The organism is Clostridium chauvoei, from assembly GCF_002327185.1.
Lineage (GTDB): Bacteria > Bacillota > Clostridia > Clostridiales > Clostridiaceae > Clostridium > Clostridium chauvoei.
On the sequence record NZ_CP018624.1, the window covers coordinates 2,315,918 to 2,329,291 of the forward strand.

Here is a 13,374-nt window from a genome sequence, read left to right on the forward strand (position 1 = left end):
ATATATTTTTCTGAATATTTTTTTGTTTTTATATTTTTTTCGTGAAATTAAATTTTAATTTAACTTCATAAAAAAAGAGTTATACATCTCTTCCAAAATGTATAACTCTTTATAAAATATTTATTTAAATTTCTTTCACAAGATTTTCAAGGTCTGATATTATTATTTTTACAATATCTAATTTTCCCTGTGCATAATCTTTTTCATCTAATAAACCCATATATTTTTCCATTGCAAATTCTGTCTCTTTATACTCGTCTAATAATCTCATTAATTCATCTTTCATATTTTACACCCCATTAACATATTTTTAGAATTAGTTATTATTCTACTGTTACTGATTTCGCAAGATTTCTTGGCTTATCAACATCACAACCCTTTTGTTTTGCCATGTAATAAGATATTAATTGTAATGGTACTACTGATAATACTGGTGATAATAATGAGTTTGTTTTTGGTATATAGATTACATCTTCTGATACTTGTTCAGCTTCTTTATCTCCTATATTAGCTATTGATAAAACTCTAGCCCCTCTTGTAATAACTTCTCTTATATTACTTATCATTTTTTCTTTTAATTTATCTTCTGCTAATAAAGCAATTACAGGAGTTCCTTTTTCTATTAATGCTATAGGACCATGTTTTAATTCTCCACCAGCATAAGCTTCTGAATGAATATATGATATTTCTTTTAACTTTAATGATCCTTCTAATGCAACTGCATAATCTACTCCTCTTCCTAAGAAAAATAAATCTTTATCCATATAGTTCTTTGAAGCGAACTTTTGTAATTCATCTTTTTGTTTTAATATTTCTTCTACCTTATCTGGTAAGCTTAATAACTCATCTTTTAACTCTTTAGCCATTTCTTCTGATAAAACACCCTTTGTTTCTCCAAAATACATTGCTATTATATACATTGCTATAAGTTGAGTTTCATAAGCTTTTGTAGATGCAACAGCTATTTCAGGACCTGCCCATGTATATAAAACATGATGAGCTTCTCTTGAAACTGAGCTTCCTACTACATTAGTTACAGCTAAAACTTTTGCACCTATTCTCTTAGCATCTCTTAAAACTGCTAATGTATCTGCTGTTTCACCTGATTGACTTATTACTATTAATAGTGACTTTTCTGTTATTAATGGATCTCTATATCTAAATTCTGAAGCTATATCAACCTCAACTGGAATTTTAGCTAATCTTTCAATTGCTACTTTTCCTAATAATCCAGCATGATAAGCAGTTCCACAAGCAACTATAAATACTCTATCAAATGCTTCTAACTCTTCTTTTGTTATTTCTATATTTTCTAATGATACTTTATGATCATGAGATATTCTTGATGAAAGAGTATCTTTTATAGCTTTTGGCTGTTCATGAATTTCTTTAAGCATGAAATCTTCATATCCACCCTTTTCAGCTGCATCAACATCCCAAGTTACATGATAAACTTCTTTTTCAATCTTTTCTCCATCTTCTGTTTTAAGTTCAACACCATCATTAGTTAAAATTACAAATTCTTTATCTTCTAAAAGATAAACATCTCTTGTGTATCCAAGAACTGCTGGAATATCTGAAGCTATGAAGTATTCGCCTTCTCCTATTCCTACTATTAATGGACTATCTTTTCTAACTGCTATAAGCTTATCTGGTTCATTCTTGCAAATAACACCAATTGCATAGCTTCCTTCCATTTTAGCTGTTGCTTTTGTAACAGCTTCAAATAAATCACCATTATAGTAGTAATCAACTAAGTTAGGTATAACTTCTGTATCAGTTTCTGATTGGAATTCATATCCCTTTGATGTTAACCATTCTCTTAATTTAATATAGTTTTCAATTATTCCATTGTGAACTACACTTATTGTCGCATCTCCATTACTATGAGGATGTGAATTTACATCTGATGGTTCTCCATGAGTCGCCCATCTAGTGTGTCCTATTCCTATATGTCCATCTATTGGTTGTTCATTAAGGTTTTCTTCTAAATTTTTAAGACGTCCCTTAAATTTTCTAACCTTTATTTCTTTATTTTCTAAAACCGCAACTCCTGCTGAGTCATATCCTCTATATTCTAGTTTTGATAATCCCTCTACTAATATAGGAGATGCTTCTCTATTTCCTACAAATCCAACTATTCCGCACATAAAAAATCTTCCTTCCTTTTTCCTAAATGTTTTTAATTTATTTTATTACAACAAAGATTAAACCTTTATAATCTTCTGTTGAAGGTTTTTACACCAAGTTAATATTGTGCTATAAATCACTTCATAGTTTTATTAACCGTTAACGGTAGTGCGATACCGTGGGGCACCCGCCGAAGTCTCGATACTCCCCAACCTCGTCAACTTAAGTGAGCTTCCAAATCTATGATTTGGCTAAGCGAACTTACTTAGCCTTCGCTAAGTTTCATCTTAAAATTCCAAATCTATGATTTGGTTAAGCGAACTTACTTAGCTTTAGCTAAGTTTCATTTTAAAATTCAAATCCTTAAGTCCTGGCGCTTTTATTAATTTTATCTATTAATTTTAATACTATATTTTATGCATTTATAATTAAAAGATACACTTATTTTAACACTTTTTTATTCAAAATCAAGTATTTTTCGTTAAATTTCTTTATTTACAATAATTAAATTTAATTTACTTTGTTTTTCTCCTGTTTTCTATTATTAACAACTATACATGTAGATGTCTATACCAATATACCTATGTTTATAGCAAGTTATCCTTTACATAAAAAAAATGCTATCTCTTTAAATTTTAAAAAGATAGCATTTATATTATCTAGCGTAGAAACTACTACATTCAGTTTGTTCTGAAGTACAAGCTGAAACTCCACTTACAGATACTGATTCTGCGTCACATTGACAATTACTATTATGAATACAATTTGTAGCATTACATGCTATTGATAAATTTGTATTTGGACTTTGGATACTATTTGTAAATGATCCATCTGATTCTTGGAAACTTTCACAACAAGTTCCTCCAGAATGTGTTGCATTTTCTCCACCAACATCTATTTGATTTCTACAACAATAATTTTCACTATTATGTGTGCAATTATTAGCACAACAATTTAATTTTGGCATTACTAATTCCTCCTTAATATTATTACATTTATATTATTAAGAGAAGTATTTAAAATTATTCTATTATATAATCTAATTCCCTTCCATTGCTGTTATTAATTCACTCTCATCTGTTATCTTCCACTTCTTATCTTCATTTTCTAAATATATATTTACTTCTGTTTCTTTAATACCAGTAGAAGAATCATTAATCTTATTTATAGTTTCTTTATATAAAACTTCATCTGCTTCATCTCCAGTAGTTTCTATTTTATTCTCCCTAAGTATTTTAGGAGTATTTGTTAATATATATTTTTCTACCTGTTGTAAATCTATAGAGTTAACTTTTACTTTTATTGTAGCCAAATTATCATTTTCTATTGCATCTAATATTTCAATTTTAGATTTTTTAAATAATGTTTCGTACATACCTTTTAACTTTTCATCATTATTTGTCAGTTTATTATATTTAGGATATTTTAAATAAGTATCTGCCATTTTAAAATCTCCTCCATAAAGTGCATCTGTAAATGCTAAGGTCACTTCTTGTGGATTTTTACTTACATCTTGTCCACATCCTACTAAAATTAAAATACATATAGAAATATTAATTAATATCATAAATTTTTTTAATCTCATACTAGCTGATCCCTCCAGACTTATATTTACAATTTTATCCAATTATTATGTAAATTTCAAGTCTTTTCCTTTACCAACTATTTTTTTATTAGCTCTAATTTTTCATTTCTTTTTAGTTTCTTTATTTCATATTCTCTTTTCATAGCACTAATTTTATCTTCATATACTTCATAATATACTAGTTCTACCGGTAATCTACACCTTGTATATTTCGCCCCTTTTCCTGATGAATGAGCTTTTAGCCTCTTTTCTAAATTATTTGTCCATCCAGTATATAAAGTTCCATCTACACATTTTAATATATATACATAGTTCATAGTTATCTCCTAAACTTTAACCTTATAATTACATATATTATATATCTTACTTACTAAAAAATAAAAGAAGACCTAGATTAAATTCCTCTAGGTCTTTTGAAACTTACTTTTTAAGAATTTCTTCAATTTTAGTCTTTATTGATTCGATTCTTTCTTTGTTTATATCTTTTTGTTCTTTAATAGCAGTATCATATTCAGTATATAATTCTTCTAAATGAGTTATTGCTTCGTTTAAATAATTATCTTTTACTACATCTTTAACTTTATTTTTTTCTTCATTAAATTCTTTTGTGAATTCATCCCATTCTTTGCTATTAAAATTATTTTTTTGCTCTTTTAACTCATCCTTTAAATCTTCATATAAATCTTTTATATCATCTTTACTCTTTTCTATTATATTACTATCACTTTGTGGAGTATTTTGTTGTGGTGATCCTTGATCACTTGATTGCGCTTGGTTTTCATTTACTGGTGGTTGCTCTACTTTCTTATTAGTACATCCTACTATACTACTTGTCATTACAATTATTAAGGTTACTAAAGCAAATCTTTTCATTTATTTACCTCCTAATAATGATTGTTAGTGTAAAGTTTTTTACACTACTTTTCTTTTTAAATCTTTATATATCAAGGTTTCGCCAGTTTTTTTGTATAAAAAAATAACGACCCCCTAATTTCATGTTAAAATTGAATCTCTAACCAAACAAAATCACACATGAAAGGATGTCGTTATTATGGATTCAATTATAACTTATTTAATTACTTATAATCAATATTTAATTGCCATTATCGGTCAATTACTTTTATTCATCTCAAAACATATTCCACTTAACCAGATGATATTTGATGATTCTAATAGTCCAGAATACCAAAAATTCAAAGTAGATAAGCTACCCACAATTATTAGATTTGAAAAGGTAGACTATATATTACTTTTAGCTTATTACAAACATAAATATAACAAGACCGTAAAACCCGTCCAAAGACGGAACGGGAAGTCTATCCCTAAAAAAACTAAATGTCCTAAGTGTGGTGCACCACATGAATATATATACGATAACAATGGCAGTAAAGGACAGTTTCAATGTAAAGTTTGTGGTCTTACATTTAAAGAAACTAATCACACAACTAAACCAATAGTATTTATATGTCCTTATTGCGGTGCTACGCTTACGGAACAAAAGCAACGCAAGCACTTTAAAATACATAAATGCAATAATTCTAAATGCTTATACTATCAAAGAAATCTTAAGAATCTTCCAAAGAATATTGATCCTTGTGATAAATACAAGTATAAGCTTCATTACATATATCGTGAATTTAATATTAACTTCTTTAAAATGGATCTATATCCAATATCAAAACATGCTACCGGATTTAGTTTTAAGAAGTTTAGCCCGCATATAATGGAACTATGCTTGACTTATCACGTTAATTGTAAAATGTCTACAAGACAAACAGCTCATGTTTTAAAAGAAGTTCATGGAATAAAAATTTCACATAGAACTGTTGCTAATTATGCTCTAACAGCAGCTGCTGTTATTAAGCCGTTTGTTGATACCTTTGATTACAAACCCTCTAAAATACTTTCTGCCGATGAAACTTATATAAAAGTAAAAGGCATTAAGCATTATGTCTGGATTGTAATGGATGCTTGTAAAAGGTCTATTCTAGGTTATCAAGTATCTGATACAAGAGATACTGGCCCTTGTATACTAGCAATGCGTATGGCTTTTGATAAGTTTAAAGACTTCCCTGGAAAATCTTTAAACTTCGTTGCCGATGGTTACAGTTCATATCCGTTAGCGAAGCAACAATTTGAATTAGAAAAAAATAAAGAATTTAATCTAACTCAAGTTATCGGACTTACTAACGATGATCCAGTATCTGAAGAATTTCGTTGGGTTAAGCAAGTTGTAGAGCGTTTAAACCGTACCTTTAAATCTTCCTACAGGGGTACCTGTGGTTATGGAAGTGATGAAGGTGCTCTTTATGGCTTCTCCCTTTGGGTTGCTTATTACAACTTCTTACGCCCGCATCCTTACAATTACTGGCGTCCTTTAAACGAATTAAAGCAACTAGATGGTATTGACAATATGTCTGCAAAGTGGCAAATTCTTATCAGTCTCGGTCAACAAACCATATTACATATGCAAGAATCACAAACTTCTTGATAAATCATAAAATCAAATATTGATTAAGTTTTTGCCTCCGTTACCGAAGGTCTTTTTAGCATATTCAATTTTAAAATTTTCTTAGATATTATAAAGATATTTTTAACTATTATTCCAAATTAGCCATAAGCTATTTTTTCATACGAAACTTTACACTATCTAATGATTTAATATATTATAAAGTTATTTTACGATATGTTTTATTTTTTATACTAAACTTTTTAAAAAGGGGCTGTCGCATAGCGGGTAAAAAAATCCGCTAGCGATAGCTCCTTTTCTATATTTTTATAAAATTTATTACACATTTTATAATATAAATAAACTCTATTTAAAAATAGACGCACTTTAATAAAGCTAATAAAAAAGACTTAAAAAATTTAACTATAAAGCTTCTTTTAGCTCAAATAAATGCTTACCAGTTCGGTTAGATTGTATTTTGTTATGTAATTTATTAACATTATGAGCCATAGCAATTAGGATGCTTTCTGCTAAAACATTCTTTTGACCACGACACATAAATCTTCTGAAATTCATATCATGTTTTACTTGTGCAAAAGAGCCTTCTGCTTGAATACTTCTATTCATTCTAAGTAAGATGCCTTCATCAGTAATAATTCTTTCTAAATCTTCTTTTCTTTGACGATTAAACTTTTTTGAAGTTTCAAGTTTCTTAGTTCTTTCCCCCAATGGAATTTTAGAATTATTTCCTTTAATACATTTACTCTTAAAGCTACAATTACTACAGTCCTCACATGAATAAATTGTTTTTTCACTTTCATATCCTGTTTTAGATTTCTTGAACTTTATATCATTGACTTTTAGAGTCTTACCATTCTGGCAAATAAATAAATCATTCTCAGCGTCATAATCCATATTTTCTATTCTGCCAATATCATTCTTATACTTTCTTGTCTTTGATATTTCATAATTAGAAGGTTTAATAAATGCTATTTGATTATTATCCTCAATAAATGAGTAATTCTCTTCACTTTCATAGCCAGCATCAGCAACTATTTTTGAATATTTAAAATTTAGATGCCATTCCATACTTTTTAAAAAGGGTATTAATGTAGTAGTATCTGTTGGCTGTGGTCCCACAGTAAGCCACGAAATATATTCTGCATCAACACCGTGTTGTACATTATAAGCAGGTTTAAGTTGACCATTTTTCATAGCATCTTCTTTCATTCTCATAAAAGTAGCGTCATTATCTGTTTTTGAATAACTATTTCTTTCTCCGCAGGTGTATACTTTTTGGTTATATTCTTTGAATTTTGAAAGATACTCTTCAAGCTTCTCTATAGATTTTTGAAGTGGTGATTTTCTTTTACCACATCCGTGGACGAATTCAATAGTTTCAATTTTCTTTAATTCATAAAGCCTTTTCTTTAGCTTTTTTACGTGCCTCATTTGAACTTTATTTTTATAAATCAATTTAATACCATAAAGTTCTTCGCATTCTTTTACAAGGTCGGCTATTTTTGTTAATAATTTAGCCATGTTTTTTGTCACAGCTTTTTTCCAAACGAATGTATATTTATTTGCATAAGCTTCTATTTTAGTACCATCAATAAATATTGATCTGCCTGATATTTCTCCAATCTCATAAAGAAAATTAGACATTTCAGCCAATATCTTTTCAGCACATGGAGCAAAATGTAAACTTCTAAATCTTGCAAATGTTGAGTGATCCGGAGCAGATGCCCCTTCGAGTAAAAACATAAAATTTATATCTCTAAGACATGCTGTTTCTATATCTCGTGAAGAATAGAAACCATTCATATATCCATAAAGCACAATCTTTAACATGTTCGTTGGCGATACTTGATTTTCTCTTATTTTAGAATAAGTAGAATATAGGTCAGTTAAATCCATCTCCTCTACAAACTGACTTAGTAATCTCACCGAATCATTTTCTGAAATTATGCAATCTATATCAAAAGGAAGTTTTAATTGATAAAACTTTCGATTTACAGTATAATTTTGTTGTAAAATATTTTTTAGTTGCATAAAAAACATTTTACCATAAATCCTAAACTATTGAGTTTGGGATTTATTTTTTTTGCATCAAAAAGGAGCTGTGCACTATTATTTAGTGCGACAGCCCCTTTTAATTATCTAATTGCTGTTATTACATCTGTTTTTGCAGCTTTATTGGCTGGAATTATTCCAGCTATAAATCCTATAAATAAACTAAATGTTAATATACCTACAACTAATCCTAAACTTGGTATAGCTATTGCCGGAATAGTTTGTCCCATCATTGATTGTGTTACTGATTTTCCTACATAATTAATTATTAAATCAACTATTACACCCAATATAATAGATATAACTCCACCTGTTAATGATATAGCACAAGCTTCTCCAACGAAAATCTTTCTAACATCATTTAGACTTCCACCAATAACTTTTATTACTCCTATCTCTTTGTTTCTTTCATATATAGCCATATCCATTGTATTTGTTATTCCTAATGCTGCAACTAATAAAGATATTCCAGCTAAAGTTCCAAGAACTAAACTTACTCCTAAAAGCATAGTTCTGCTTTGTTTTTCAAAATCTACAAATGACCTAGTTGAGTAACCCATAGACTTTAATGTTTCTTCATATTCTGCTAATTTACTTTTATCATCAATTTTAACGCCTATTTCTTCATATGTGTTTAATTGTTTGTCAATTTCTTCTTTTGGAAGCTGTTCATTTGATTTTATAATACTATCTACAAATTTTACTGGAGCTTGAACTAAATAGTTATATTCCATCTTACCATTACTTAATACTCCAACAATCTTTGCAGTGAATTTTTTTGAATTTAAGGGATTTCCCTTTTCATCATATCCTGCTTCCACTCCTAATTTCATATTTTTACCTATTAGTTTATTAAATTCATCATCACTTTTAACTTTTTCTTCCCAAGTATAGCCTAAAAGTTCTTTAGCGCTTTCATAGCCTAAAACTATCTCTTTACTTCCGTTTCTAGGATATCTACCAAATAATAAATCCTCTTCTTTATTTGATATAAAATCCGTTGCTAATACTCTTGCATGACCTTCTTTTTTATTCATTTTAGTAGTTACATAAGTATATTTTTTAGGCATTACTTCTAATATAAAATTTTGCTCTTTAAGTTCATTTATACATTTGCTATCTAGTTTAGTTTTTTTATTAGAATCTTCTTTTTCATCACCTTTTTCTCCCCAATAGGGCATCAAAGTTATAACCGATGTATCCATTAAGCTTTCCATCTCATCTGTTAGATACTTTTGGAATCCATTTGTTATGGAACTTATTATAAATACTGCAAGACATCCTATAACTACACCACTCATGGTAAATATAGTTCTGGTACGTCTTTTCCACATGTTTCTCCATATGATTTGAACTAAATCACTAAATTTCATAATTATATCCCAACTCTAAATAACTTCTTTAAAAAGCTCATTATTTTTCCGCTTTTTTTAACTTTATCACTACTTATATCAGTCTCTTCCATAACTATAGGTTTCACCATGCAGTTTCCTTTAGCTGAATATTTATTCCCATTAGCATCTTCATAAGTTACATCTATCTCACCTTGGGTGTCTACATCTACTGGATTGATAGAAATTTCAAATACTCCATCACTTTCAGCATCTATTGTTCCTGCTGAATATTCGTATGTATCATTACCTATCTTTGCTTTAACTTTAACATTTTTAACTTTTACTTTACTATCATTAACTAATGTTCCTGTTAACGTATTTCCTCCTTGATTCTGAAAGGCTTCAACTCCATTTACTGAAATATCTGGTACTGATCTTAACGTAATCCCAGAAATCTTTGAGATTTCTTCCTGCTCTGCTCCAAATTGACTATAAGTAACACTTGTTACGAAATTATACACACCAGTTTTTAATGCTGGATCACTGACTAATTTAATAGTTACTTCTTTTATATCATTATAAGCTATACTTCCTGCATATATTTCATTTGTTGTTCCAACTGCTGTAAACCCATCAAGCCCTGGTTTACCTTCTACCCCAACTAATTTTAATGATAATCCATCAATTCTTCCACCACTTATATTTTCTATTCTATATGTTAGTGAAAATTCTTCTCCTGGTGATATCACTGCTTTACTAGGTGTCACTTGAGTTATTATAACTTTTTTAGGTTGAACATTATTAGTAGGTACTACTGGTGTTTGTATCCCACCTGATCCTCCTGAACTATTTCCAGATCCCGTTTCTTCCCCACCTGATGTATTACTCTCTATTTTTCCTGCTGCAAAAACCTTTTCTACCGTTAATCCACCAGTCATTGTTAGTAAAGTAGTTAATGCTACTACTATTGCTATTTTTTTATTCATTATATTTATCCCCCTCTTTGCATAATAATCCATCTTCCATTTTAATAATTTTATCTGCATAGTTATAAACCACATGAGAGTGTGTTACAACTACAAATGTCATATTATATTTTCTGTTAAGTTCTTTTAATAAATCTAATATTTCAATGCTTGTCTTACTATCTAAATTACCAGTTGGCTCGTCAGCTAGAATTATTTTAGGATTATTAATTAATGCTCTAGCTATAGAAACTCTTTGTTGTTGTCCTCCTGATAACTCACTAGGCTTATGATTAATTCTATCTCCTAAACCAACTCTTTCTAACATTTCCTTTGCTCTTTTAATTCTCTCCTTTTTAGGAACTCCTGAAAAAATAAGTGGCATCTCAACGTTTTCAAGCGCTGATAATTGAGGCATTAAATTATAAGATTGAAATATAAACCCCATGTTATTTCTTCTAAATAAAGCTAATTGATTTTCACCTAATTTATCTACTTGAACGTCCCCAATGAATATGTCTCCTTTATCTGCAGACATTAATCCACCTAATATATTTAAAAATGTAGATTTTCCTGATCCTGACTCACCTACAACTGCAACAAATTCACCTTCATTTATACTTAAAGTTATTCCTTTAAGTATATCAGTTTTTATTGAACCTACTTTAAATGATTTGCTAATATCATTACATTCAACAATTTTACTCACCTGCTCACCCCCTTATTATAAATTAATTTTAACATATCTTATTAAATAGTAGTTACATCCCTTTGCATTTGTAACTATTCTGTAATGTTATAAAAATTTTTATCTCAAAATTATATCTTATTTTTATTAAAGTTTTAATTAAAAATTCCTTATTTTTTTCTTAATTTATTTTTCAAAATAATAACCCATAAGAATTAATCTCATGGGTTATTTATATGTTATATAATTAATCTAAAAATTCTTCTGCTTCTTTTCTAGCTATCTCTTCATTTACTTCATCATATTCTGAATGTTTAAAGAAATAATTTGCCATTTGGAATCTCTTTGCTCTTGAAATATTAAACTCTAAAGCTAATTCATCTAAGAAGTCTACTTCGTCTATTTCATATTCTGCATCTGATAAAGCAACTCTTGTTAATTCAAAAAAAACTATGTTTTTAACTCTTTCTCCAGCATCTTTAATAAGTTTTATTGTTTCTTCCCTCTTAATTTGACTTAAATTTAATTTTTCTAAATTCATCTCTTTTAGGGATCTTTCAATTAACTCTCTTTCTTTTTCTTCCACTTTATCATCTACTAAAGCAAATTCTATAAGTAGGTTTATGTACGCAATTGCTAATTCTTTATTTAACTCATTTAAAAACATTGTTTTAACCTCCTAAATGTTCCATTTAAATATTAAAGTAATTATAGCATATATCTTTATTCTTTAACTAGTTTAATAAAACTATCACTATCTTTCTCAATATTTAATGTATCGTAATATTGGGAAAATCCATCTGATACCCATGCAGCATTTTCTTCTATATTAAAAATATCTTCATTTATTAGATTTCCTCTATCACTTAATCCTCTACTATTTATAATTCTCATATTTCTCTCCTTATTATATTTACTACTAAAAAAGACGTGTTAATCACGCCTTTTAAGTAAATTTTTATATTAAATATATTCTTTAAGTTTGTTTTTTGTATCTAAATCAGCAAAGCATGAATCTATGCTATTATAATATATCTTTTTATAATCTTCATTATTTATTTTGAATTCATTTGACACTATATTAATTTCATTAATCATATTTGTATTTGATACTGTTCTATTATCCGTATTTAACGTTACTTTTATCCCATCTCTATGAAAATTATATATAGGATGTTCATTAAAGCTTCTAACAGCTTTTGTTTGTACATTACTAGTTGGACACATTTCAAGTACAATTTCTTTTTCTTTAACTATCTTATATGCATCTTCGCAATCTTTTATAAAAACTCCATGTCCTATTCTTTCTGCTCCTAAAAGTTCAACTGCATCTAAAACATTTTTGCCAATTCCTGTTTCTCCAGCATGAATAGTCACTCTATATCCATATTCTCTAGCTTTAGCAATAGGCTCTACAAATTTTTCGCAAAATCCTGCTTCCTCTGATGCACATAAATCAACAGCAACAACTCCCTTTCCAAGGAATCTTCTACCTGCTTCTATTACTTCATATACTCTATCTGGTGCCATAGTTCTCATGCAAGATAATATTACACGTCCTTGTATATCATATTTATTTTGTGCATCGTTTATCCCATCAATTACACTCTCTATTATTTCTTCTAAACTCAATCCTTTGTTAATATGTAATAGTGGTGCAAATCTAACTTCAATATATTTTACATTTTCTTTTGCTGCATCTTCAAGAAGCTCAAATGAAATTCTTCTTAAATTTTCTTTTGATTGCATTACTAAGTTAGGAAGTGAAAATCTTTTTAAATATTCATCTAGCGATTCACATTCTAATGGAGCTACAAGTTCTTTTTTTATAGTATCAATATCAAAAGATGGTATCTCTATCCCCTCTTTTTTTGCTATATCAACTATTGTTTCTGGTCTAAGGCTTCCATCTAAATGACAGTGTAATTCTATTTTAGGTAATTTTAATAAATCCATGTTAACCTCCCGCATTTATCTATATTTCGACATTTAAAAATAAAAAAATTCCTGATTACAAAGAAAACACAAAAGTATCTTCTTCGTAATCAGGAATTATCGGTCCCTGGTAGAAACCCCCAAACCATATCATTGGAGTTATACAAAGTCTCTATCAATTAAATTCATTTTTAACGTTTCGAATTTTCGCTATT

At 28.7% G+C, this 13,374-nt stretch carries 14 protein-coding genes and 1 riboswitch; of the genes, 1 reads left to right on the forward strand and 13 read right to left on the reverse strand.

What is annotated here, in order from left to right; genetic code table 11:
* Positions 1–124: 124 nt before the first annotated feature.
* The 6 genes from BTM21_RS13800 to BTM21_RS10850 all read right to left on the reverse strand — a co-directional run bounded on the left by BTM21_RS13800 (position 125) and on the right by BTM21_RS10850 (position 4,588).
* Entirely contained in the window at positions 125–286 is a 162-nt protein-coding gene (locus BTM21_RS13800; protein WP_021874674.1) for a hypothetical protein, read from the reverse strand.
* Positions 287–323: 37 nt separating this feature from the next.
* Positions 324–2,150, reverse strand: a complete 1,827-nt coding sequence (gene glmS, locus BTM21_RS10830) for a glutamine--fructose-6-phosphate transaminase (isomerizing) (RefSeq protein ID WP_021874673.1) — start codon at positions 2,148–2,150, stop codon at positions 324–326.
* Positions 2,151–2,785: 635 nt separating this feature from the next.
* Entirely contained in the window at positions 2,786–3,097 is a 312-nt protein-coding gene (locus tag BTM21_RS10835) for a DUF1540 domain-containing protein (protein ID WP_021874672.1), read from the reverse strand.
* Between the two features lie 72 nt (positions 3,098–3,169).
* Positions 3,170–3,715: a nuclear transport factor 2 family protein gene (locus BTM21_RS10840; protein WP_079481062.1), complete on the reverse strand. Its 546-nt coding sequence runs from the start codon at positions 3,713–3,715 to the stop codon at positions 3,170–3,172.
* A 77-nt stretch (positions 3,716–3,792) separates the two neighbouring features.
* Positions 3,793–4,032: a GIY-YIG nuclease family protein gene (locus BTM21_RS10845; protein ID WP_021874670.1), complete on the reverse strand. Its 240-nt coding sequence runs from the start codon at positions 4,030–4,032 to the stop codon at positions 3,793–3,795.
* A gap of 103 nt (positions 4,033–4,135) precedes the next feature.
* Positions 4,136–4,588: a hypothetical protein gene (locus BTM21_RS10850; RefSeq protein WP_021874669.1), complete on the reverse strand. Its 453-nt coding sequence runs from the start codon at positions 4,586–4,588 to the stop codon at positions 4,136–4,138.
* 178 nt (positions 4,589–4,766) lie between these two features.
* On the opposite strand from BTM21_RS10850, the gene BTM21_RS10855 reads away from it, so the two are divergent.
* On the forward strand, positions 4,767–6,206 hold the full coding sequence (locus tag BTM21_RS10855; protein ID WP_079481061.1) for a DDE-type integrase/transposase/recombinase: 1,440 nt from the start codon (positions 4,767–4,769) through the stop codon (positions 6,204–6,206).
* 381 nt (positions 6,207–6,587) lie between these two features.
* Here BTM21_RS10855 and BTM21_RS10860 read toward each other — a convergent pair whose 3' ends face one another.
* The 7 genes from BTM21_RS10860 to add form a co-directional block, all read right to left on the reverse strand.
* Complete coding sequence (locus BTM21_RS10860) at positions 6,588–8,216, reverse strand: IS1182 family transposase (RefSeq protein ID WP_079481768.1); 1,629 nt, start codon at positions 8,214–8,216, stop codon at positions 6,588–6,590.
* A 104-nt stretch (positions 8,217–8,320) separates the two neighbouring features.
* Positions 8,321–9,610 carry an ABC transporter permease gene (locus tag BTM21_RS10865; RefSeq protein WP_079481060.1) on the reverse strand — a complete coding sequence of 430 codons (1,290 nt, stop codon included), beginning with the start codon at positions 9,608–9,610 and terminating at the stop codon, positions 8,321–8,323.
* A gap of 2 nt (positions 9,611–9,612) precedes the next feature.
* A complete protein-coding gene (locus tag BTM21_RS10870; protein ID WP_079481059.1) occupies positions 9,613–10,557 on the reverse strand; it encodes a COG1361 family protein in 945 nt (314 codons plus the stop codon).
* Positions 10,550–11,245, reverse strand: coding sequence for an ABC transporter ATP-binding protein (locus BTM21_RS10875; RefSeq protein ID WP_021877001.1), 696 nt, complete (start codon positions 11,243–11,245; stop codon positions 10,550–10,552). Before BTM21_RS10875 ends, BTM21_RS10870 begins: the two co-directional genes overlap by 8 nt.
* A gap of 226 nt (positions 11,246–11,471) precedes the next feature.
* Entirely contained in the window at positions 11,472–11,891 is a 420-nt protein-coding gene (locus BTM21_RS10880) for a tellurite resistance TerB family protein (protein WP_021877000.1), read from the reverse strand.
* Between the two features lie 56 nt (positions 11,892–11,947).
* Positions 11,948–12,118: a hypothetical protein gene (locus BTM21_RS13725; RefSeq protein WP_021876999.1), complete on the reverse strand. Its 171-nt coding sequence runs from the start codon at positions 12,116–12,118 to the stop codon at positions 11,948–11,950.
* A gap of 69 nt (positions 12,119–12,187) precedes the next feature.
* Positions 12,188–13,180, reverse strand: a complete 993-nt coding sequence (add, locus tag BTM21_RS10885) for an adenosine deaminase (protein WP_021876998.1) — start codon at positions 13,178–13,180, stop codon at positions 12,188–12,190.
* A gap of 66 nt (positions 13,181–13,246) precedes the next feature.
* Positions 13,247–13,346: riboswitch (purine riboswitch) on the reverse strand.
* Between the last annotated feature and the right edge of the window lie 28 nt (positions 13,347–13,374).